This is a genomic window from Ktedonobacter robiniae, from assembly GCF_016587375.1.
Lineage (GTDB): Bacteria > Chloroflexota > Ktedonobacteria > Ktedonobacterales > Ktedonobacteraceae > Ktedonobacter > Ktedonobacter robiniae.
In genome coordinates, this window is record NZ_BNJG01000001.1 from 1,030,247 (window position 1) to 1,051,663 (window position 21,417).

At 55.6% G+C, this 21,417-nt stretch carries 17 protein-coding genes; 10 read left to right on the forward strand and 7 right to left on the reverse strand.

Going from position 1 to position 21,417, the window contains the following annotated elements; all coding sequences use genetic code 11:
- Positions 1–519: 519 nt before the first annotated feature.
- Entirely contained in the window at positions 520–3,351 is a 2,832-nt protein-coding gene (acnA, locus tag JMJ04_RS04255) for an aconitate hydratase AcnA (protein WP_201369309.1), read from the forward strand.
- 108 nt (positions 3,352–3,459) lie between these two features.
- Complete coding sequence (locus tag JMJ04_RS04260) at positions 3,460–4,296, forward strand: nucleotidyl transferase family protein (RefSeq protein WP_201369310.1); 837 nt, start codon at positions 3,460–3,462, stop codon at positions 4,294–4,296.
- A 97-nt stretch (positions 4,297–4,393) separates the two neighbouring features.
- Here the strand turns inward: JMJ04_RS04260 and JMJ04_RS04265 are convergent, their stop codons facing one another.
- Entirely contained in the window at positions 4,394–5,080 is a 687-nt protein-coding gene (locus JMJ04_RS04265) for an FHA domain-containing protein (protein ID WP_201369311.1), read from the reverse strand.
- A gap of 451 nt (positions 5,081–5,531) precedes the next feature.
- On the opposite strand from JMJ04_RS04265, the gene JMJ04_RS04270 reads away from it, so the two are divergent.
- Positions 5,532–7,310: a CocE/NonD family hydrolase gene (locus JMJ04_RS04270; RefSeq protein WP_201369312.1), complete on the forward strand. Its 1,779-nt coding sequence runs from the start codon at positions 5,532–5,534 to the stop codon at positions 7,308–7,310.
- Between the two features lie 49 nt (positions 7,311–7,359).
- Here the strand turns inward: JMJ04_RS04270 and metG are convergent, their stop codons facing one another.
- On the reverse strand, positions 7,360–8,973 hold the full coding sequence (gene metG, locus JMJ04_RS04275; protein WP_201369313.1) for a methionine--tRNA ligase: 1,614 nt from the start codon (positions 8,971–8,973) through the stop codon (positions 7,360–7,362).
- A gap of 563 nt (positions 8,974–9,536) precedes the next feature.
- Between metG and JMJ04_RS04280 the strand changes: the two genes are divergently transcribed.
- The 5 genes from JMJ04_RS04280 to JMJ04_RS04300 all read left to right on the forward strand — a co-directional run bounded on the left by JMJ04_RS04280 (position 9,537) and on the right by JMJ04_RS04300 (position 13,976).
- Positions 9,537–10,232 carry a dienelactone hydrolase family protein gene (locus JMJ04_RS04280; protein WP_201369314.1) on the forward strand — a complete coding sequence of 232 codons (696 nt, stop codon included), beginning with the start codon at positions 9,537–9,539 and terminating at the stop codon, positions 10,230–10,232.
- 100 nt (positions 10,233–10,332) lie between these two features.
- Positions 10,333–11,028 carry a GNAT family N-acetyltransferase gene (locus JMJ04_RS04285; protein ID WP_201369315.1) on the forward strand — a complete coding sequence of 232 codons (696 nt, stop codon included), beginning with the start codon at positions 10,333–10,335 and terminating at the stop codon, positions 11,026–11,028.
- Positions 11,029–11,365: 337 nt separating this feature from the next.
- Positions 11,366–11,587, forward strand: coding sequence for a hypothetical protein (locus JMJ04_RS04290; protein ID WP_007911215.1), 222 nt, complete (start codon positions 11,366–11,368; stop codon positions 11,585–11,587).
- A 283-nt stretch (positions 11,588–11,870) separates the two neighbouring features.
- Positions 11,871–13,064, forward strand: coding sequence for an acyl-CoA dehydrogenase family protein (locus JMJ04_RS04295; protein ID WP_201369316.1), 1,194 nt, complete (start codon positions 11,871–11,873; stop codon positions 13,062–13,064).
- A 15-nt stretch (positions 13,065–13,079) separates the two neighbouring features.
- Positions 13,080–13,976, forward strand: a complete 897-nt coding sequence (locus JMJ04_RS04300; RefSeq protein WP_201369317.1) for an HpcH/HpaI aldolase/citrate lyase family protein — start codon at positions 13,080–13,082, stop codon at positions 13,974–13,976.
- A 7-nt stretch (positions 13,977–13,983) separates the two neighbouring features.
- Here the strand turns inward: JMJ04_RS04300 and JMJ04_RS04305 are convergent, their stop codons facing one another.
- Positions 13,984–14,928 carry a LysR family transcriptional regulator gene (locus JMJ04_RS04305; RefSeq protein ID WP_075164388.1) on the reverse strand — a complete coding sequence of 315 codons (945 nt, stop codon included), beginning with the start codon at positions 14,926–14,928 and terminating at the stop codon, positions 13,984–13,986.
- 196 nt (positions 14,929–15,124) lie between these two features.
- Positions 15,125–16,477 carry a winged helix-turn-helix domain-containing protein gene (locus JMJ04_RS04310; RefSeq protein WP_201369318.1) on the reverse strand — a complete coding sequence of 451 codons (1,353 nt, stop codon included), beginning with the start codon at positions 16,475–16,477 and terminating at the stop codon, positions 15,125–15,127.
- Between the two features lie 335 nt (positions 16,478–16,812).
- Here JMJ04_RS04310 and JMJ04_RS04315 point away from each other — a divergent pair, with 335 nt between their 5' ends.
- A complete protein-coding gene (locus JMJ04_RS04315) occupies positions 16,813–18,216 on the forward strand; it encodes an NAD-dependent succinate-semialdehyde dehydrogenase (RefSeq protein WP_201369319.1) in 1,404 nt (467 codons plus the stop codon).
- A 48-nt stretch (positions 18,217–18,264) separates the two neighbouring features.
- Here the strand turns inward: JMJ04_RS04315 and JMJ04_RS04320 are convergent, their stop codons facing one another.
- Positions 18,265–18,825 carry a pentapeptide repeat-containing protein gene (locus JMJ04_RS04320; protein ID WP_201369320.1) on the reverse strand — a complete coding sequence of 187 codons (561 nt, stop codon included), beginning with the start codon at positions 18,823–18,825 and terminating at the stop codon, positions 18,265–18,267.
- A 264-nt stretch (positions 18,826–19,089) separates the two neighbouring features.
- On the opposite strand from JMJ04_RS04320, the gene JMJ04_RS04325 reads away from it, so the two are divergent.
- On the forward strand, positions 19,090–19,584 hold the full coding sequence (locus JMJ04_RS04325) for an LURP-one-related/scramblase family protein (RefSeq protein WP_201369321.1): 495 nt from the start codon (positions 19,090–19,092) through the stop codon (positions 19,582–19,584).
- A gap of 60 nt (positions 19,585–19,644) precedes the next feature.
- Here JMJ04_RS04325 and JMJ04_RS04330 read toward each other — a convergent pair whose 3' ends face one another.
- The gene (locus JMJ04_RS04330) at positions 19,645–20,055 is read right to left on the reverse strand and encodes a response regulator (RefSeq protein WP_201369322.1); all 411 of its coding nucleotides are present in this window, start codon (positions 20,053–20,055) and stop codon (positions 19,645–19,647) included.
- Positions 20,056–20,332: 277 nt separating this feature from the next.
- A complete protein-coding gene (locus tag JMJ04_RS04335; RefSeq protein ID WP_201369323.1) occupies positions 20,333–20,926 on the reverse strand; it encodes an LOG family protein in 594 nt (197 codons plus the stop codon).
- Between the last annotated feature and the right edge of the window lie 491 nt (positions 20,927–21,417).

The following is a 21,417-nucleotide window of genomic DNA, read 5'->3' on the forward strand; positions in this document are numbered from 1 at the left end:
TGACAGGTCGAACTTTTGCAGATGGACCTGCGCGCCCAGCCTTTTTACGGTCTACTTATAACTATTCTCCAAGGACTATAGCAAGGAACAGACACACTTGCAAGCAATCTCGATGATTACCCTCCTCTATTCAGTATATGCGAGGGGCAACATCCGCTTGAAATAGAGTCTCGATATACCCTGTTTTTCAAACCTGGGGAGGCTGATACTGGTTATACGAAACAGCCAGGCCATTCGCTGCACCTGCTCGTCATCTCCTCCTCACTTCTGGCTCTCTGCATACAATGATCCCTCCTGATCACAACTCAAACCCAGTTCCTTGACCTTTTGCGCTTGCGCGCTCAGGGTAAGAGGGATGAGTCTGGCAAGCGTACGTCTTGGCGTGGAACTGTTATATAATAACAGGAGTTATAGATATATAAGGTCACAGGGCGACCGTTGCACCTGTTTGGTACGCAAGCTCATTCTGCAACGACAAGTCTCCCTCCCCATTAGTTCACCCCATTAAAGGATTTTTTTATGACGGCATACAAAGATGTATTTAACGCCCGTACGCCACTCGAAGGCGCCCACGAGACCACCCACTACTTCCGTCTCGGCGCGCTTGAGCAACATGGCGTACAGAATTTAGATCACCTGCCTTTTACGGTACGCATCATCCTCGAAAACCTGCTCCGCCATGCCGATGGCGACCTGATAAAGACGGAGGATGTCCTCTCGCTCGCTAACTGGACGCCTGGTAAGGCCACGGGAAATGAGGCCGAGTATCCCTTCCTCCCCGGGCGTGTGCTCTTGCAAGATTTCACCGGGGTACCTGCCGTCGCCGACCTGGCCGCGATGCGTTCGGCAGTGGCTCGGATGCAGGGCAATCCTGAGAAGATCAATCCGCTCGTACCCGCCGACCTGGTCATTGACCACTCGGTTCAGGTCGACGCCTTTGGCTCACGCATGGCCTTTGCGCAAAACGTCGAGCGTGAATATGAGCGCAATAGCGAGCGCTATGCCCTGCTCCGCTGGGCGCAGCAGGCATTCAGCAATTTTCGCGTCGTTCCACCCGGAACAGGTATTGTCCACCAGGTCAACCTGGAGTACCTGGCCTCGGTCGTGATGACGAAAGGGGATGATGGCGTACAGGTCGCCTATCCCGATACCCTGGTTGGTACCGACTCGCATACGACCATGATCAACGGCCTGGGCGTACTGGGCTGGGGCGTCGGCGGTATCGAGGCCGAGGCCGTGCTGCTGGGACAACCCCTTTACCTGCTAACTCCCGAAGTCATCGGTATGCGCCTGACCGGCGCGCTGCCAGAGGGTGCGACCGCGACCGACCTGGTGCTGACGGTCACGCAGATGCTGCGCAAACGCGGCGTGGTGGGCAAGTTTGTCGAGTTCACCGGCCCTGGCCTGAGCTACCTGGCGCTGGCCGACCGCGCGACGATTTCCAATATGTCGCCCGAGTTTGGTGCGACCGCGACGCTCTTCCCAGTTGATGCCGAGACCATCCGCTACCTGCGAGACACGGGCCGCGATCCCAAGCTGGTTGACCTGGTGGAGCGCTACACCAAGGCCCAGGGCCTCTTCCGTACCGATGAAACACCTGAGCCACAATTCGACGACTTGCTGGAGCTGGATCTGAGCACGATTGAGCCGAGCCTGGCTGGTCCCCGTCGTCCACAGGATCGCGTCGCCATGCAGTCGCTGGGTACAGCGTTCCGCAACGCCTATGCCGATCGCTTCAAGGCCGCCGCCACCAATGTGACGGTCGAGAGTCCTACCAATCGCCTGGGCAACGAGGGCGGCATCGCGACTCCTAGCTCAGTTGAGCAGAAAGAGGACGCGGAGAGCCAGCTAGCCAACGGCAATGGCAATGGTCATAGCGTGCTTGAGGGAAAAGATATTCTGGTCAACCTGGATGGGGAGCAGGCTCACCTGCGCCATGGCTCAGTCGCCATCGCAGCCATCACCAGCTGCACCAACACCTCCAATCCCTCCGTCATGGTCGCGGCAGGTCTGCTCGCCAAGCGCGCTGTAGAAAAAGGCCTCAAGGTCAACCCAGCTGTCAAGACCAGCCTGGCCCCTGGCTCACGCGCGGTTATTGACTACCTGCGCAACGCAGATCTCCTCTCCTCCCTTGAGGAGCTACGCTTCAACCTCGTGGGCTATGGTTGTACCACCTGTATTGGCAATAGCGGTCCGCTACCCGAGCCAGTTGCCGAGGCCGTTCAGGAGAATGACCTGGTTGTCGCCGCCGTGCTGAGCGGAAACCGCAACTTCGAAGGACGCATTCATCCCCAGGTGCGTGCAAGCTTCCTGGCATCGCCCCCCCTGGTCGTGGCCTACGCCCTGGCAGGCACTGTCGATATCGATCTGGCGCATGAGCCGCTGGGCACCAACGACAAAGGCGAACAGATCTACCTGCGCGATATCTGGCCCAGCCAGGAAGAGATTCGCCAGCTCGTCACGAAATCGGTTACGCCCGAGGTCTACTCTGAGAACTATAGCCGCGTCTTCGAGGGTGACGAGCAGTGGCAGGCGCTCTCCAATTCGACCGGGCGGCTCTTCGAGTGGGATCCTGAATCGACCTATGTACGCGAACCGCCTTTCTTTCAGAACATGAGTGATCAGCCCACGCCCGTGAAGGACATTCACAACGCGCGGGTGCTGGCCGTACTCGATGACTCCATCACGACCGATCATATCTCGCCCGCGGGTAGCTTTGCTCCCAATAGCCCGGCTGGTCAATATCTGCTTGAGCATGGTGTACAGCGCCGCGACTTCAATACGTATGGCGCACGCCGTGGCAACCACGAGGTGATGATGCGCGGTACCTTTGGCAACATTCGTCTGCGCAACCGCCTGACCAATGGCAAAGAGGGCTACTACACCGTTCACCTGCCCGATGGCGAAGAGACCACCATTTATGATGCCTCTATGCGCTATCAGCAGGAGGGAACACCACTATTGATCATTGCAGGCAAGGAGTATGGTTCAGGTAGTTCCCGTGACTGGGCGGCCAAGGGTCCCTTGTTGCTAGGTGTACAGGCCGTAATTGCCGAGAGCTTTGAGCGTATCCATCGCAGCAACCTCGTCGGCATGGGCATCCTGCCCCTCCAGTTCCGCTCTGGCGAGAGCAAAGAGTCTCTGGGCCTGACCGGTCACGAGACCTATGATATCCTGGGGATTGAGCAAGACCTCAAACCGCGCCAGACCGTGACTGTGAAGGCCACGCGTGAAGATGGTTCTACCTTCACCTTCGAGACTATTGCCCGCCTGGATAGCGCGATTGACGTCACCTATTATAAGAACGGCGGCATCCTGCTCACCGTGTTGCGCCGTCTCGCGCAGGACTAGCAGTAGAGATGTGAAAAGAGTGTAGCGCACACGGTGGCAGCCTGCGGCTGCCACCGTGTGCGCTACACTCTTTTCACATCTCGTGCAGAATAGTGATACAATAAGAGCATGAGCGAACATCTCCATCTGACACCACATAGCCGGCGCTATCTGCGCGCCATCCAGCATAGCCTTGATGCGCTTAATCCATGGAGCGAAACACTCGTCTTGCCGCTGCCCGGCTCTCCCAGGCCCACTGGCGATATCATTGTTTTCACTGGTTCTTTTAATCCACCGACCCTGGCCCACCTGGCGATGCTCAAGCAGGCTTACTCTTATACACGAAGCCATGCGCCTATGCACCTCTATGCCGCGATGAGCAAGCAGACCGTCGATAAGGAAAATATCTCGCGCCCCCTCTTTCTGGATCGCCTCGCGCTCCTGGATCGGTTGATGAAGCGCTTCTCTGGGTCTGGCATTCTGCTCTTCAACCGAGGCCTTTACGTGGAACAGGCGCGCGCCATACGGCAGAGTTTTCCTCGAGTGCACAACATCTACTTTCTGATGGGCTTTGATAAAATTGTGCAGATCCTCGATCCTCACTACTATACGGACCGCGATGCCGCGCTCCAGGAACTCTTTGCTCTGGCAAAACTCCTGGTTGCACCACGTGGAGAGGATGGGCCAGAGGCATTGCAGGCGCTTTTACAGCAGGAGGAGAACACACGCTTCGTGCGCTACATCGAGCCACTCCCGCTTAGCAATGTCTATCGCGAGATCTCCGCGACCAACATCCGCAACCAGGACGCGGGCTACACTCAGGCTATTCCACACGAGGTCTGGCGCTTTATGTGGCGCACGCGGGCCTATGCCCCTCCACTTCATACCACAAATGGCGGGACAATCGATGTCTATGCAAAGCGCGTAAGGGAGTTAACTCGTCTATTAGGAACGCCACCAAGCTAAAGCAAGAATATAAAAGGATATAGGAGTAGAGTGTCAGGTGTGACGTGGGTTGCCAGCCTTCGGCTGGCAACCCACGTCACACCTGACACTCGTACATTCACGAAGGGTTGACCTGGCGGAAGGTAAAGCGGATCGAGCCGATTTGCACAATATCGCCATCACGTAACACCTGTTGCTTTATGCGTCGCCCATTGATGTAGGTTCCCGTCGCGGAGCGTTGATCAATTAACTCGTACATACCTCCGGCAACCTCATGAATCGAGGCATGGTGGCGACTCACCGCGAGGTCTTCCAGAAAAATATCGCATTCCCGGCTCCGTCCGATGGTCATATTGGATACAACCTCTAATTGACGCATGGAACTCTGGCCGCCAGAAGGATAGAGGTAAGCAGCCGAGACGGGTTGCGAATCAGGCTCCTTGCCAATAAGGGATTCTCGTCCACGTGAGGAGGCCAGTTTGAAGGGGCGAGTCCCCTCGCTATCATAAAAGACCATCTGAGTATGGCCAAATTTAAGCTCATCGCCATTGGAGAGGAGTTGCTCTTGCGTAGGCTGGTCGTTGACAAAGCTATCGCCACTGCCATGATCGTCACGTAGCACAAACCCCTCGGGGAGACGCAGGATTCTAGCTTGTTTCCGATGGACAGTAATATCTTCCAGAAAAATATCACACTCCCGACTGCGCCCGATAGTAGTGCAATCTTTCCATAATTCTACCCGTTTCCCCACGAGCGGTCCCTTTTGAATGAGCAGATATGCACTCGTTGAAAAATCCTGATCCATAACACTCCACACAACGCTAGCTAAACGCCGATAATCATATCGGCACAAGGGCCTCATCGTCTCATGCCAACTGAGTATAACGAATTGCATCGAAGGGTGTCAAGTTTTTCCAAATTGTACATTTTAGCTATTACAAGAAGATACACTTATTGTTTCTAGACTATAATAATGCGCTCTTCGCCGCCCCTCAATCACATCGCTGCCACATGCTGCCCCTGTGTATACGCACCTCTTGCTCCTATCAGTATACGCTTTGGTTTACCTTATGTTTGTCAATCTTCATTAATACACCTTACCCCTGAGCACCGCAGGCACGAAGGATGGTGCTAGCGACCTCATACCAGGAAGTTGTATGATACATGCATATACATGCATACATATAATGGCGAGACATTCCTGTTCGTTTCCATAGAAGAAGTTACTCATTTTTTTGCAAAGGAGCACACTGCGTATGACACAGCAAGCAGGGCACCAGGTTGCCATTGATTTTGACGTTCCAGCGCAAATGCGCGATGGCACGATCTTGCGCGCCAATGTGTATCGACCCGCCGGCGAAGGGAAATGGCCAGTTCTCCTGACGCGCCTCCCCTATGGCAAGGATCTCCCCATTGGCTCTTCGCTGCTAGATCCACTCCAGGTCGCGCGTCGGGGCTATGTCGTCATTGTGCAGGATACGCGTGGGCGCTTTACCTCCGGGGGCGAATGGAACCCCATGCGCTTCGAGGCCGAGGACGGCTACGATACGGTGGAATGGGCCTCTAAGCTACACTACAGCAACGGCATTGTAGGTATGTTTGGTATCTCCTATTTCGGCTTCACCCAGTGGGCGGCCATGACCCAGCAGCCACCTGCCCTAAAAGCCGCCGTACCGGTGCAAACCTGGAATGATCCTCTCAATGGTGTGACCTTTCGTGGAGGTGCCCTGGAGCTGGGGACCGCCGCCCAGTGGCAAATGTCGATGGGCATCGATGTTTTGATGCGCCGCTACCGGGGCGAGGCCGATCCGCGCAAACTGGGGGCCGCGCTCTACCAGCTTATTCACGATATCGACGCGCTGGGTACTCAGGGCTATGCCTCGCTCCCTCTGAGTGAGTTCGCCCCGCTCAAGCGCAACGATGTCTCACCCGCCTTCTTTGATGCATTTGAGTATGAGATGCAGCGCGAGCGCGTTGAATATATGACCATTCTGGGTCAGCACGAGAAGGTAATGGTCCCGACCTTTAGCATCGCGGGTTGGTATGATATCTTCCTCAAGGATACCATTGAGAACTTTCGGATTATGCGCGAGCAGGGAACCACGCCCGAGGCACGCCAGAGCAAGCTACTCGTTGGCCCCTGGAGCCATGGCGGAATGATGAATCCCATCGGTGAGCTGAACTTTGGCATGGGGGCCAGCGCGGCCTTCATCGACCTCAAGATAGACCTGGTCAGCCTCCAGGTACGCTGGTTCGACCACTACCTGAAACAGGTGGAGAACGGCATCGAGAGCGAGGCCCCCATTAAGCTCTTTGTGATGGGCGCCAACACTTGGCGCGACGAGCAGGAATGGCCGTTAGCACGTGCCGTCGAGACGCGCTACTACCTGCATAGCGCGGGACACGCCAATACCTTTGCTGGCGACGGCACGCTCAGTACCACGGCCCCCGAGAGCGAGGAGCCTGATAACTACATCTATGATCCAGCCAATCCAGTGCCCACTCGTGGCGGCGCACTGCTGATGACTCCTGAGTACCGCTCCGGCCCCTACGATCAGCGCTCCATTGAGCAGCGCGAGGATATCCTGGTTTATAGCACACCTGAACTTGAGCAAGATGTAGAGGTCACCGGGCCTATCACGGTTCACCTGTGGGCAACATCCAGCGCACCCGATACGGACTTTGTGGCACGCCTAGTTGATGTACATCCCGATGGCTACGCGCAGAACCTGACGGATGGCATTATTCGCGCACGCCACCGGAACTTTGCTCAGGGTGAGGCCTCTTCGCTGATCGAGCCTGGCAAGGCCTATGAGTACGTCATCGACCTCTGGGCCACCAGTAACCTCTTTAAGCAAGGGCATCGCATCCGCGTTGATATCACCAGCAGCAGCTTCCCGCGCTGGGACCGCAACCCCAACACGGGCCAGCCGCTGGGGAATGATGCCGAGTTCCAGGAGGCGCACCAGACCATCTTGCACGATGCTGAGCACCCTTCTCACATCCTGCTCCCCATCATACCTGTAAGTGCATAAAAGATAACCATGAGGGTACGGACATTGCCCGTACCCTCATGGTTATCTTTTATACCTCAATGTCTTCCAGGCGGGGAAAGAGTACGCCACCGGGAACGACCTGGGTGAGATCGCGTGCGCCCCAGTGCCCCTCTGTGCGCCATGCACCATTAACTAGAGGTTCCAGACCTAGCTGCTCACGCAGGCGGCGCGAGGTGGCGGGGATAAAGGGCACGAGCCAGAGCGAGAGCAGGCGCAGAGCCTCCGCCGCCGTGTAGAGCACGGTATCCAGGCGCTCCTCCTGCCCGGGCTGTTTGGCAAGCTTCCACGGCTCACTCTGTTCGATATACAGGTTGACGCGCCGCACACAGCGCCACGCCTCCTCCAGGGCACGCCCAGGCTCCCATTCCTCCAGGGCACGGCCCACCAATGCTCCGCCCTGTACTACCAGGGCCTGTACCTCTTCCTCCAGAGGCGTCACACTGCCTGGACGAGGAATGGTTCCGCCACGAAAGCGCTTGATGAGTACCACCAGGCGTTGTAGCAGGTTCCCCAGGTCATTTCCCAGTTCGTCGTTATAGGCGCGCAAGAGACCCTCACGCGTGAAGTTGCCATCAGCTGTCAGCGAGAGGTTGCGTAGCAGGTAATAACGTAGCGCATCGCTACCAACTACGTCCACAAGCGCACTCGGCGCGATGACATTTCCCGACGACTTGGAGAAACGCTTCCCCTCCAGCGTGATAAAGCCATGCACGGCAACCTGCCTGGGCAGTGGCAGCCCCGCCGAGAGGAGAATGGCGGGCCAGTAGAGACAGTGGAAACGCGTGATATCCTTGCCAATCACATGGGCGTCCGCAGGCCAGTAACGCGCAAAGCGCTCCTCATCCTGGAGAAAGCCAATCGTGGTCAGGTAGTTGGTCAGGGCATCAAACCAGACGTAGAGCACCTGCTGTGGATCCTCGGGAACGGGAATCCCCCAGTTCTCCAGTCCTGGGCGCACCTGGCGCGAGATGGAGAAATCCCTCAACCCCTGCTTAATAACGCCCAGTACCTCGGCCCGGCGCGAAGTTGGAACAATAAAGTCAGGATGCTCCTCGATATATGTGCGCAACTGGTCCTCGTAGCGCGAGAGGGCGAAGAAGTAGTTCTCTTCGTTCAGCCACTCGGGCGAGATTGAAGGATGATCGGGACAATGCCCATCGCGCAAATCTTCGTCCTTATAGAAGTTGTTACAGTTGGGGCAGTACCAGCCTGAATAGGTGGTGCGGTAGATATCTCCGCGCGCCCAGGCACGGCGAAAAATCTCCTCTGCAACCCCTCGATGTGCCTCCTCCGTCGTACGAATCCAGCGATCATAGCTGATATCTAGTTTGCGCCACTCCTCGCGGAAGCGCGCCTCCAGGGCCGCGACCCATGCATGAGGCTCGACATTGGCCTCGCGAGCCGCGCGCAAAACGTGCAGACTATTCTCGTCCAGGCCCGTGCTAAAAAACGTATCATCGCCCAGTAAACGATGATAGCGCGCCTGTATGTCCGCGATAACCTTCTCCAGCGCGTGCCCCACATGAGGCGCAGCATTAGGGTAATCAATAGCGGTCGTAATATAAAAGCGCCCGAAGCGCCCGGTCCCGGCAACTCCTTCTACACATTCAGACAAACTCTCTAGCGGTTGTTTCACATTCATGTTTTCACCTCTTGTCGTCCAGAAAAACTAGCCTCACATCACCTGGAGAAAAGCAAAAGAAGAGGTGTGAGCGATACCGCTCACACCTCTTCTTTTGCTTTTCTATCCCCTGCGCTCACCTCAACAGGTCTGAGCGTAGTCGGGGGTCAAGAGGAACAGCGATACCCGGCCCGATGCCATCATCATCGACATCTGGTCCATAGCAACACACATTGACATGTACATGTTTTTCTGTTGCAGGGTCATCGTGTTCTCTCTTAAATGCTATACTCTTGGTAGGACAGTTGACGAAAAGCTCTACATCTACCTACCTTCTTCAGTGTACAGACAAAGCCATGCAGTGTCAAGCAGCAGGATGAAGAGTTATCGGCGCAAAACCCGGAGAAATTGGGAGGGCCCTATACACGCAGGGGGACATTTGCATCGTCTCCATAGTATATAATCTACCTGTAAAAAGCGTATCTAGCGATGGATAACACTACAGCCCAAGCGCTTATTCCTGGCCCTCCGTTATCCATAACGCTATTTCAGTCTAATTACGCCTATATGAAAAGGAGCTGACAATGGCTGTAATTCACACATCGCATGTGAAGCTACCTGTCAATGGTGAGGGTGCCTATGCTTTCATCGCCCAGCCTGATGACGATGCTAAGCATCCTGGCGTTGTCCTGATTCAGGAATGGTGGGGGATCGAACCTCATATCCGCGACCTGGCGCAGAAGCTGGCGCTTGAGGGCTTTGTCGTCGCCGTGCCCGACCTCTTTCATGGCAAGATTGCCTCTGAACCTAACGACGCCATGCGCTTGATGATGACAACACGCAAAAATGTGGATCGCGCGGTCAACGAGATCATTGGCGCGCTTAACACCGTGAAAAATATGGATAACGTAGAGCCCAAGAAGCTGGGCCTGATGGGCTTCTGCTTTGGAGGCTTCCTGGCATATACTGCGGCGGCGCACTATCCCGACCTGGGCGCGCTGGTGCCATTCTATGGCGGCGGCTATGATCCCAAGCCTGAAGAGGTCGCACGCGTTAATGCACCCGTCTTTGCCGTCTATGGCAGCCAGGACGAAGGCATTCCCCCAGAACAGAGACAGAAGATTGAGAAGCTCTACAAAGATGCCGGAAAAGACTTTACCGTTAAGGTCTATGACGCCGGCCACGCCTTCCTCAATCCAGATCACGGCATGGGTAATGAAGCGGCTGCCGCCGACGCCTGGCCACGGGCCATCAATTTCCTGAAAGAACATCTGAAATAACGCGAAAGATAGCCAGTAGCCGCGTACGCCAGTAGCCGCTACTGGCGTACGCGGCTACCCAGGACCTACCATCTATCGGGAATAAAAGGATCGCTATTTCATGCTTGATACTCACGCGCTATTGCGTCGCCATCTTGAGGCCGTCTGGTATATCCAGATTCCTCCACTCACACAGACACATACCATCGTACCAGCGCCATATCAACCGCCCTGGCACCTTTGCATCGCTACACTCCAGCCCACTAATGAACAGTTCTACATCTGGCGCTCTGATGTCACGCCTCAACAGGGCGAGCAACTCCTTCAACATGCCAGGCAGCTACAGGCAGCTACAGAAGTAGAGGCAGTTTTACAGGGAGTGAGCGTCAGCCGCGAGGTCGCGCTTGTACAGACAGCTACGCCTGCTATGGATCTCGCCGAGGCGCGGCGGCTCGCACGGCGCATCTCGCCCGACGAACGCCATATCATCGCTACCTTCTTGCCAGAAGATGTAGACTATTTTAGCGCGCCCCAACAGCAACCAGTCTTTGGCGTTGTGGAGCATGATCGCCTTGTGAGCGTAGCCCATAGCTCGCGTCGCACACCAGACGCCTGCGAACTCGGCGTTGAGACACTTCCCGAGGCTCGCCGCAAAGGTTACGCCCTGGCGGCTACTCTCCTCTGGGCCGAAGCCATCACGCAAGAAGGCCTGCTTCCCATCTACAGCGCCCTGGCCAACAACCACGCCTCTCTCCGCCTGGCTCACAACGCCGGCTACCTCCCCTTCGCCTACGCCCTCCAACTCACTCTCACCTAACTACAAGCCAACGTTTCTGCTCCTGGAGAAGTCCAAGCCAGCTTGGACACTACAATTTGCTGCGCCGCGCGTGGCTCTCCGGATAAGGATGTGTGATAGCCTCGGAGCTTGGCCCCGAGGCTATCACACATCCTTATCTATGCGAAGCGCCGCAGGCGCTGAGAAGTCCAGCATAAAGATAGTATTAAAACACCCCTAAAACATGCCAAGAACATGAAAATTACGAAAAAACATGGTATAGTCCCCGTTTAGAAAAGTACAACGAACAAACGCCGTTGTTGCGGCAACACACTGGTAGCGTCGCACTGCTCTTTTCCAGGAAAGAAGGCACCATCCTATGCACCAAAGCGAAATCGCCCTCCTGCGCCAGCGCATCGCCGAAGAATATGAAGCGATCAAACAGGGATTAAATGGACTGGCCTGGGGCACGGCCAAGCATGAGATTATGGATCTTCGTATGAGACGTGTGGACCAGTATCAAGGGCAATTAGCGCGACATATCGGTGAGTCAGAGGCAACACTTGCGATCTATGACCTCTACAACCAGGTCATGGGATAACTAGCAGACACCCATCTCTTGTGCTGTTCTGAACTACCCAGCGCCCTCACTTTCAGAAAGAAGGAGAGATTCCATTCTGGTGGAGGTCTCTCCCTCTTTCTTTTTACCTCTTTGGCGTGACTGCTCCCGCCTACGGCGCTCGCCTGGGTAGGTGGTATGGTGGATGCTGCCAGCCTGCGGCTGGCAGCATCCACCATACCACCTACCCAGATATTGTTATACAATAAGGCTGAGAGAACGACTATCTTATCCTCATGGAGCCAAACCAAGGAGTTTTTCATAGATGACTTTTCCTCTGTATCCCAAAACTGAGCAGCAACAATACCTTCTTACCCTCGCTGGAGAATTAGCTGAAACCTTTGCCAAACGTGCCCACGAGAACGACTGGGCGGGCATCTTTCCACTGCAAAACTATGATGACCTGCGCGACGCAGGATATCTCAAACTCAGCGTTCCCAAAGAATATGGCGGCCTGGGGGCCAGTCTGATCGATGTGGTGCTGGCACAGTACCGCCTGGCTCAGGGCGATGCCTCGACCGCGCTGGCCGCCAGTATGCATATCGCCAATATCGCCAAGATGGCCGAGAACGCAGGTGATGAGCACAACGAGTTCTTCGCCAATATCTGCCGCGCAGTGGTGGAAGACGGAGCCATGCTGAACGCCGCGCTGAGCGAGCCTGCCACCGGGAGTCCCAGTCGCGGAGGCCTACCCACAACAGTCGCGCGCCGCCAGGAAGATGGCTCATGGATCATCGATGGGCGCAAAACCTTTACCACTGGAAGCCATGCCCTCTCCTTCTTCCTCACGAGCTGCGCCATTGAAGACGAGACCAACCTGGAACCCATTGAGGCCGAGCGCGGCCAGTTCCTGATTCCACGCACCGCCGAGGGCCTGCGCATTGAAGATACCTGGAACACCGTTGGGATGCGCGGCTCTGGCAGCAATGATGTCATTTTAGAGCATGTCCACATCCCGGCCGAAGCCTATATGGAGCGCGAGCTTCCGGCCAATCCAGAGGCTAAGCTGCGCCTGAGTGCCTGGTCCTTCCCCACCGTGGCGGTCTACCTGGGTATTGCCCAGGCGGCGCGCAACGAGGCCATCAACTTCGCGCGACGGAGGCGCCCCAATTCAATCAAGCAGCAGTCCATCGCCGCCATCCCGCATGTGCAGGAGAAGATCGCGAAGATGGAGCTGGCACTACTGCAATGCCATGCCGTCTTCTTTGGCATTGCCGAGCAGTTCAGCCAGGACCCTGAGAGCGTGCCCGCGAGCCAGTTCGCCGCCGCCAAGTACCTGGTGACAAACCACGCGGTTGAGATCGTTGACTTGGCCATGCGCCTGGTGGGTGGGGCCAGCCTCTCACTCAACTTTCCCCTCCAGCGCTACTACCGCGATGTGCGAGCCGGCCTGCATCATCCTCCTATGGACGATGTGACCCTCTCGTCCCTCGCCAAAGATGCCCTGGAACAAGAGTAAGTAAGGAAGACAGGCATGCGACTACGACGTTCAGAGCTGTCTACGCCGGGCAGCAATGAGTATATGCTGCGGAAAGCGGCGGCGAGCCAGGCCGACCTGGTCATCCTCGATCTAGAAGACGCGGTCTCGCCCGATGCCAAGGGCGAGGCACGCGCAAAAATCGTTGAGGCCCTGATCACCCTTGACTGGGGGAAGAAGACGCGCGCCGTGCGTATCAATAACCTGGAGAGCGAGTATGCCTACCAGGATATCATCACCATCGTGGAGGAGGCCGGGGAACAGCTCGACATCTTGATCATCCCCAAGGTCAAGGCCGCGCGCGATATCTGGTGGGTCGATGTCCTGCTCACCCAGATTGAGAGGCGCCTGCACCGCACACGCCCCATTCGGCTGGAGGCCTTTATCGAAGAGGTCGAGGCCATGCTGCATATAGAGGAGATCGCCCGCGTCAGCCCACGCCTGGAGGCCTTGATCTTTGGCCCTGGCGATTATAGCGCCTCGCAAGGCGTGGATAGCCGTGGCATCGATGGCTCCTTTGAGATTTACCCTGACACCTGGTATTACGCGCGCAACAAGATCGCCATCGCGGCGCGCGCGGCAGGCATCGATGCCATCGACGGCGCCTACGCGAATTTCAAGGACCCCGAGGGCTACCGCCGCGAATGCTTACGCGCTCGCGCGCTTGGTTTCGTCGGCAAATGGGCCATTCACCCCTCCCAATTAGAGATCGCCAACCAGGTCTTCTCGCCAACAGCCGAAGAGATCGCCGAGGCTCGCGCCATTGACCAGGCCTACCGCGAGGCCCAGACCCGGGGCGTGGGGGCCATCGCCGTCAACGGCAAGATGGTTGACGCAGCGATCGTGCGCAGCATTCAGAATACCCTGCGCAAAGCCGACCTGCTGGGTCTCTAGGCGCCACCTATTGATATTGCACCTGCTTTTGGAGGAGGGGTGGAAGTTCATTCAGGGGAAGGTTGGTATGTTGCAGGAGAAAGAGCTTGAAGGCACGGGCCGTGGCCGAAAGGTTCTTCTCCTTGAGGTGAAACAGGCGCCACTGGCGCATTACGGGGAAGCCATCGACATCCAGCATGACCAGGCGATTGGTCTCCAGTTCCATATCGATGGCGACGCGCGAGATGAGGGCGATGCCTAGACCCGCCTGAACCCCTTGCTTGATGGCGCTATTATTTCCCACCTGCATACTCACCAGCAGAGGCAGGCCCGCGTCGCGGAAGACCGTTTCCAGGGCTGCGCGCGTCCCCGATCCCTCCTCACGCATGAGAAAATGTTCGCGTGCCAATTCAGTCAGGGGAACACCTTCGCAATTTGCCAGGCGATGGGAAGGAGTGCCGACAATGACCAGTTCGTTGGCAGCGAAAGGCGCGACAAACATGGGGACATCGCTCGGAATACGTCCCATAATCCCCATATCGATCCGGTTATGCACCAGTGCGTCTACCAGGTAGTTATGGTTAAAGACCTCAAGCGTAATCTCAACCTGCGGATACATCTGGCGAAATTTTCCCAGTAGCTTGGGGATAACATACGTGCCCACAGTCGTATCCGCACCGACACTTAAACGCCCGTAGTGAGGGCTACGGAGCGCCTCCATCGTATCCAGCGTCTCATCAATCAGAGTAAAAATTTTCTGGCTGTAGAGATACAATTCCTCGCCCGCCTGCGTCAGATGAGTCCGGCGCCCAATTTTATCAAAGAGCTTAACGCCTAGCATCTCCTCTAATTGGCGGATCTGCGCCGAGACGGCTGGCTGACTAAAATGCAGTTCCTCGGCAGCCCGTACATAGCTACAGTGTTTCGCGACGACCTGAAAGGTTGCCAGTTGATGCAGATTGATATTGCGCACACGTACCCCCTGCGTTTGGAACACTAGAACCAGATGCCTCTCCTATCGAAGTTTACCACACCGTTAGGCTACGCATGCATGGAATGCAGCACTCTCAGTATTTTTGCGCACAGATCTCAGGAAATATTCCCGCGATCTGCCTGAGGGTCCCGCGATAGGTATTCATTCAGTTGGTGGCCCGCGCCGCGCACCGTGATCAGGAAGCGGGGGCACGCGGATCGTCGCCCATGTGCCTGCGTGTACGTTCCACCAGGGCATCCAGGCGCGCATCGTCCGTCGCCGAACTATATGCCTCGTTGTATACGGCGCGCGTAGTGTCGCGGCGCGAACAGACCTCGCCCGCATGGTCTGCCAGGTAACGTAACAGGCGAAGCTCGTGTGGGCGCAAGTAATCGGGTTGGAGCACACCATCAATCCAGCAACGGTAGCGTGTAAAATCAATCTGAAGCCCGGGCGAAGCGGCGGAGAATTGCTGCGATATATACGCCGCCAGGAGCGGCGAGAAGCAGCGATAGGTCTTACTACGCGGCGACTCCACCAGCACTCCCTTGAGTTGCAGCCACGCGAAGAGGTCATTTACCTGGCGATTGGTCAATTGTTGCGAGACTGTGGCTTTGACGAGCTGGCCCTTTTGCAACTGCTTTAAGCACTGCTGCTCCGGTTCGCTGAGACTCTCCCAGAGCTGTTCACATTTACTGCTAATCGTTCCATTGCGCAGTAACTTCTCGCTCAGGGTCGTGATACTCTCTCGTTCCTGAAGCGCCACCTGGCCCTGTTCAAGCAATAACAGCGTGGTACGCAACAGGCCATGATGCCCACCTGTTACCTCGAAGAGCAGGCGTTGCAGGCTCACAAGAGGAAGAGGAAAACCTTCATGCAAGGCGGCGGGTAGTCCCCTCTCGATGAGTAGATAAGCATCCTCCCGCTCAAGGGGCCTGACGCCAAGCATGCGCCCATTCACCAGTTCAGAGAAGGCGTCACTCATCTGCTTCCGTGTCCGCGTCTCACCGAGCAGTTTCGGCGGATTATTACTCGCCAGAACATAGCAGACGCGCCCCTGCGCCCGGTAGCGCAAAGCCTGCAAGAAGCGCAGGAACTGTGGCTCAACCTGAGTATAGACACTATCCAGCTCATCAAAGAAGTAGACCAGTGTCAGTTGCTCATCCTGCTGCATAAGCTGCTCGACGCGCTGGAGCAAGAGTGTACTGGCAATATCCTCATTGGTGAGGAGCAGGGGATTTTCCTCGGCAGGTGGAAGATCGTACCGGCGCGTGACCTCGTTCAAGAGCAAGGCCATGCGCCGGTAGCAGGCCAGAGCCGATATGCTTGTCAGTTCGTGGGCACTGAGCAAGAGGCAATGCATGTGTTTGGACTTCTCACCAAGATAATGCTCAAGCACTGAGGGCGTGGCCAAGTGCTGCATGAACCGGCTTTTTCCCACGCCATCCATCCCCAATAGAGCGCAGGAATTTCCAGCACGCAAGGCATTCATGACATTTTCGGCATCCTGCCAGCGGAATTGCAAAGGTCTTTCAGGTTTGTTATCCACTAGTCTCATTCCTTTTTCGCAACCTTAGCATGGCACCCTAGAGAATATTTCCCCTCTTCTATCAAGACATCATATTAAGGGCATTTTATGACAAAAAAACATTCTCCCTCACTTACGTAGACGCTTTTCCTGAGAGGATAAAAAAAGCGGGGTAGTGAATGTAGCGTGTGCTGGCGGCTTGAAGCCGCCAGCACACGCTACATTCACTACCCAATATATCTTTAAACGGTTATCTCTTAGAGCTAATTTCGCGAATCATTTTTCTCCTTATGAGGCATTGCAACTTCTCCTGGCGAGGGGATACAATGCAACTGAAATACAGGAGGTGCCGAGTCATGAGTATGCAATCAATTAATCCAGCTAATGAAGAGCTTATTGAGACATACACGCCGTATACTGAAGACCAGGTCAATGAGGCTCTGGACCAGGCGCACAAGGCATTTCGAGAGTGGCGCGCTCTCTCCATTGCTGAGCGTGGACGCCATTTCCAGCATTTAGCCTCCTATTTACATGAGCATAAGGCCCAACTAGCCCAACTGGCCACCAACGAGATGGGGAAATCCATCGTCGAGTCGGAGGCTGAGGTCGAGAAGTGTGCCTGGAACTGTACCTACTACGCGGAGAACGCAGAACAGTTCCTGCACGATGAGCGCATCGTGACGGATGCGCAAGAGAGCTATGTCGCCTTTCGCCCCCTGGGTGTGGTGCTCGCACTCATGCCCTGGAACTTCCCCTACTGGCAAGTCTTCCGCTTCGCCGCTCCATCGCTGATGGCGGGCAATACAGCGGTGTTAAAGCATGCCTCCAACGTCTCGGGAGTCGCGTTAGAGATTGAGCGCATCTTCCAACGCTGTGGCTTCCCCGAGGGCGTCTTCAGAACCGTCCTTGTTCCAGGTTCCGAAACCCATACCCTGATCGAGGACCCACGCATCGCCGCCGTGACACTGACCGGGAGCGAGGAGGCTGGCATCCAAGTAGCCTCTACCAGCGGTCAGGTCCTAAAGAAGACGGTGCTAGAGCTGGGTGGCTCCGATGCCTTTATCGTCCTGGAGGATGCCGACCTGGACGCCGCCGCGCAGACAGCCGTCAAAGCACGCTTCCAGAACGCAGGGCAGAGCTGCATCGCCGCCAAGCGCTTTATTGTGGTAGAGTCTGTCGCCAAAGCCTTTGAGGAGAAGTTCGCGCAGGCCGCCTCACAGCTCAAGGTGGGAGATCCCCAACAAAGAGAGACTCAGATGGGTCCCCTGGCGCGCGCTGACCTGCGCGAGAACCTGGAGCAGCAGGTGCGCAAGTCGCTAGAAATGGGGGCACGGCTCTTACTTGGAGGAAAGCGCCTGGAGGGCAAAGGCTACTTCTATGCACCAACGATTGTCACGGGCGTAACTCCTGAGATGCCGCTCTTCCGTGAGGAAACTTTCGGCCCTGTGGCGGCAATGGTCACCGCACGCGACACGGAGCACGCGATTGAGCTGGCCAATGACTCCGACTTTGGCCTTGGCGGCAACCTCTGGACACGCGATATTGAACAGGCTCGTAAACTCGCTAGCCGTTTAGAAAGTGGTGCTATATTTCTGAACGGCATGACCGCCAGTGACCCACGCCTCCCCTTCGGTGGCGTCAAGCATAGCGGCTATGGACGCGAACTCTCGTCCTTTGGCATCCGCGAATTCGTCAATGTGCAAACGGTGTGGATTGGCCCGAAGAAAGAGGTCAGCACACTCCAGGTGGCAAGCGAGTAACACTGGGTCTAAGTAAGCAGGAGATGGTTGATAGCCTCTCCCGCTTACTTAGACCAGGGGACCTGGGCCTTCGGGCCAGCCGTGGAGGAAGGTATCGACGTCGACATTATTGAGCACAGCCTCGTCGAGTTTGGCGCGGCTGATATCGGCATCCTCGACATCGGCATTCGAGAAATTGGCGTACTCCAGATTGGCTTCATGGAGGTCGGCGCCAACAAGGTCGGCGCCACTGAGATCAACGCCTTTCATATGCGCGCCAAAGAACGAGGTAAAGCGCAGGTGGGCCCCAGCCAGGTTGGCCCCCGTGAAGTTCGCGTTATGGCACTCGGCTCGCGAGAGAAAGGCGCCCCGTAAGTCCGCGTTCTGGAGATTGGTACGCATGAGTTGTGCCGCCTTCAAGTTGGCGCAGCGCAAGTCGGCCCTACTGACATCAGCGTCCCTGAGATCCGTCGCCTCCAGGTCGACATCGCGCAAATCGAAACCACGCAGAGAAGCCCGGCGCAGATCCGCGCCATACAGGTCCGGGCGCACCTCCTGGTGCTCAGCACGCCAACGCCGCCACGTCACCTCACCCGCCAGTAATGCATCCAACTGTTCTTGCACTGCCATAATTTCCTCCTAGCAACCCACATTGGTCAGTGGACTCTCTAGCACTGTATCTTGCCAGAGAGACCTGTGCTGAGTATACGTGGTAGGGCGTGAGAAAAACATCACTCAAGAGGGGTATCTTCGCCTGCTTCCTTGGAGTGAGTTAAAATACATATGTCCTGCCAATACCCTACTTTGGCTAGGTGAGAGCGTACAATATAGTGAGGCTTTTCAATTATGCAAACGGCGCAGGCAGTTTGCGAGCTATATGGAGGTACTATTCGCATGCGCTATCATGTAAAAGAGCGAGCGCTCACGCTCAAGGATGACTTCGTGGTTCGTGACGAGCATAACAACGTCGCCTATGAGGTCAAGGGACATTTATTTCGCATCAAAGATCATTTTCACATTGTCGATGCTACCAATGGCGAAGAGGTCATTGAGATTAGACAGCGTCTCCTGGACTACACGACCCACTACGATCTCTTTAGCCAGGGCGCGGAGCTTGGCAGTGTGCATCGCAAAGAGGAGGCGACCTACGGGGCGCGCTTCGAGGTCACAACCAGCGATGGCATGGTCCTGCAAATTCAGGGCCAGTTTCACGAGTGGGACTTTACCATCATTGATCACTATGGGCGGCTCCTGGGGCATATCACAAAGGAGTTTGCCTTCTTGAGCGACCACTACACGGTTGATGTCGCCCCGGGCGTTGATGGGCCCTTCATCATTGCGCTCGCGGTTATCCTTGATGAGATTCGCGAGGATGGCGGCAAGGATTAAGCCTGCTCTCAACACAAAAGCGCCCCTCACGAGTGATCCCGAGGGGCGCTCCTTGGCTTCTTAAGCATGGGGAGAGGATTCGGGCTGCTCACCCAATAGAGTGTCAATCTTCAGTAGTAGCTCGTTCAAATCAAATGGCTTAGGTAAGCTCTCGATCCCCCTGGCATGAATCTCGTCCAATGGCAAGAAACCACTAATGATGATCACGGGAATGTCCTGTAGCTCCTTACGGAGACGCAGGCGCTCATACAGCTCAATCCCGTTCATCGTGGGGAGCCAATAATCAAGAATAAACAGGTCCGGCTTAAGGTGTTCCGTAAATTTGAGCGTTGTGGGTCCATCAGAAGCGTGAAAAACGCGATGCGGCCTCAGCTGCGAAATGATCTGCGCCAGCACGAGTGCATGCTGCTCATCGTCCTCAACGACTAGAATGATCTTGCTCGCTTCTTGCCCTCCTGTCGAGCCACACATTGTTCAACCTTTGTTCACCTGAACATAAATGTATGCAACGTAGTACTAGATTATAAAACTAATGCATGTATGACGTATAAAGAGAGCATGCAGCAGGCTTTCGCGAGTATATAGCAAAAGCTTGTTTTCATTGTATCACATCTTGCATGCTTTTAAAAACTATTCTTTTCGCACCTGCAGTGCTCAAAAGGTAAGGTAGTGTTGTTGCGTGTGTTGCGGGCTGAGCCCGCAACACACGCAACAACACTACCTTTTACTAGATACGTTGATATAGTGCTCAGGGCTCGATAGGGGGCGTCTCGTCGGCGAATTTTGAGAGGTGGGGGCGCGCTGGTGTTGAAAGCATGGTCTCAAGCAGGTCTGCACCCTCGGCCTGTACGAGGAGCAGTGAGGAATGATATTGCGAAATAAAGCCTTCCTGCGCCGCGTGCTCAACCAGTGCCAGCAGGGGATTGAAAAATTCGGCTGTGTTGAGCAGGCCCAGCGGTTTATTGTGGATGCCCAGTTGCGCCCAGGTGATCATTTCAAAGAGTTCATCGAAGGTGCCGTAGCCACCAGGAAGCGCGATAAAGCCATCGGAGAGCTTCTCCATCAGGGCCTTGCGCTCATGCATACTCTCCACTTCATAGAGTTGGGTCAGCCCTTTATGGGCGACCTCAATATCGAAGAGCGCGCGCGGCAGGACGCCAATTACCTCGCCTCCACGAGAGAGCACGCCATCTGCTACGGCCCCCATCAAGCCTACGCGCGCCCCGCCATAGACCAGGCCAATGCCTCGCGCCGCCATTTCCGCGCCGAGCGTATAGGCCGCTTCTTGATACTCCGTCCTGTTACCTGCATGCGAGCCACAGTAGACACATATCCTTTGCAAAACTTACCTCCAGGGAAAAGAGTCTTATACGCGCAACACGTCGCCGCAGGACATGTGTTGGATAGCGCTTCTGTACTGAAACGAAGGAAGAGTGCGCCAGGGTTCAAAACCACAAGGCACTCTTCCTCCATTAGACATTACAGCTATCCAGAAAGCAAGCAAGATTTCATCCGCAAATAAAGGCATAGCGCACTACAGAGTACACATTCCATACATAGGTAGCCCCTGCAAAACGTTTAAACAAGAGCTAAAAGTGAGGTAACAGGCCCAGGAGACTTAATAATGTCAGTACGACTACAGCTAGAATGACAAAGATAAACCAGAGACGATACATAACAACTCTGCTCATGGCGGCCTCCTTTGACGCTAGAATCAACCGGACAAGCCTACTGAATGTCAAACAAGTGAGTATAAAAGCGAGCTAACCACGCTTGCTGTGGAGCAACAAGGTGTGGTATAGGCTCCAGGGGTTGCCAGTAGAGATGGAACGT

Coding starts and splice junctions, on each gene's coding strand:
- acnA (WP_201369309.1), top strand. CDS start 520: ATGACGGCATACAAAGATGTATTTAACGCCCGTACGCCACTCGAAGGC.
- metG (WP_201369313.1), bottom strand. CDS start 8,973: ATGAATGTGAAACAACCGCTAGAGAGTTTGTCTGAATGTGTAGAAGGA.
- JMJ04_RS04265 (WP_201369311.1), bottom strand. CDS start 5,080: ATGGATCAGGATTTTTCAACGAGTGCATATCTGCTCATTCAAAAGGGA.
- JMJ04_RS04320 (WP_201369320.1), bottom strand. CDS start 18,825: ATGGCAGTGCAAGAACAGTTGGATGCATTACTGGCGGGTGAGGTGACG.
- JMJ04_RS04260 (WP_201369310.1), top strand. CDS start 3,460: ATGAGCGAACATCTCCATCTGACACCACATAGCCGGCGCTATCTGCGC.
- JMJ04_RS04295 (WP_201369316.1), top strand. CDS start 11,871: ATGACTTTTCCTCTGTATCCCAAAACTGAGCAGCAACAATACCTTCTT.
- JMJ04_RS04315 (WP_201369319.1), top strand. CDS start 16,813: ATGAGTATGCAATCAATTAATCCAGCTAATGAAGAGCTTATTGAGACA.
- JMJ04_RS04280 (WP_201369314.1), top strand. CDS start 9,537: ATGGCTGTAATTCACACATCGCATGTGAAGCTACCTGTCAATGGTGAG.
- JMJ04_RS04285 (WP_201369315.1), top strand. CDS start 10,333: ATGCTTGATACTCACGCGCTATTGCGTCGCCATCTTGAGGCCGTCTGG.
- JMJ04_RS04325 (WP_201369321.1), top strand. CDS start 19,090: ATGCGCTATCATGTAAAAGAGCGAGCGCTCACGCTCAAGGATGACTTC.
- JMJ04_RS04330 (WP_201369322.1), bottom strand. CDS start 20,055: ATGTGTGGCTCGACAGGAGGGCAAGAAGCGAGCAAGATCATTCTAGTC.
- JMJ04_RS04270 (WP_201369312.1), top strand. CDS start 5,532: ATGACACAGCAAGCAGGGCACCAGGTTGCCATTGATTTTGACGTTCCA.
- JMJ04_RS04300 (WP_201369317.1), top strand. CDS start 13,080: ATGCGACTACGACGTTCAGAGCTGTCTACGCCGGGCAGCAATGAGTAT.
- JMJ04_RS04290 (WP_007911215.1), top strand. CDS start 11,366: ATGCACCAAAGCGAAATCGCCCTCCTGCGCCAGCGCATCGCCGAAGAA.